Annotated in this window: 1 rRNA gene; it reads left to right on the forward strand. The window is 53.1% G+C overall.

Features of this window, described 5'->3' with window-relative positions:
• Window positions 1-254: ribosomal RNA gene (locus IG629_RS22510) — 16S ribosomal RNA — on the forward strand; the annotation flags it as partial.

Raw genomic sequence — 254 nt, forward strand, 5'->3', positions numbered from 1 at the left:
AGGTGGTGCATGGTTGTCGTCAGCTCGTGTCGTGAGATGTTGGGTTAAGTCCCGCAACGAGCGCAACCCTTGATCTTAGTTGCCAGCATTCAGTTGGGCACTCTAAGGTGACTGCCGGTGACAAACCGGAGGAAGGTGGGGATGACGTCAAATCATCATGCCCCTTATGACCTGGGCTACACACGTGCTACAATGGACAGAACAAAGGGCAGCGAAACCGCGAGGTTAAGCCAATCCCACAAATCTGTTCTCAG

Source organism: Nisaea nitritireducens, from assembly GCF_014904795.1.
Lineage (GTDB): Bacteria > Pseudomonadota > Alphaproteobacteria > Thalassobaculales > Thalassobaculaceae > Nisaea > Nisaea nitritireducens.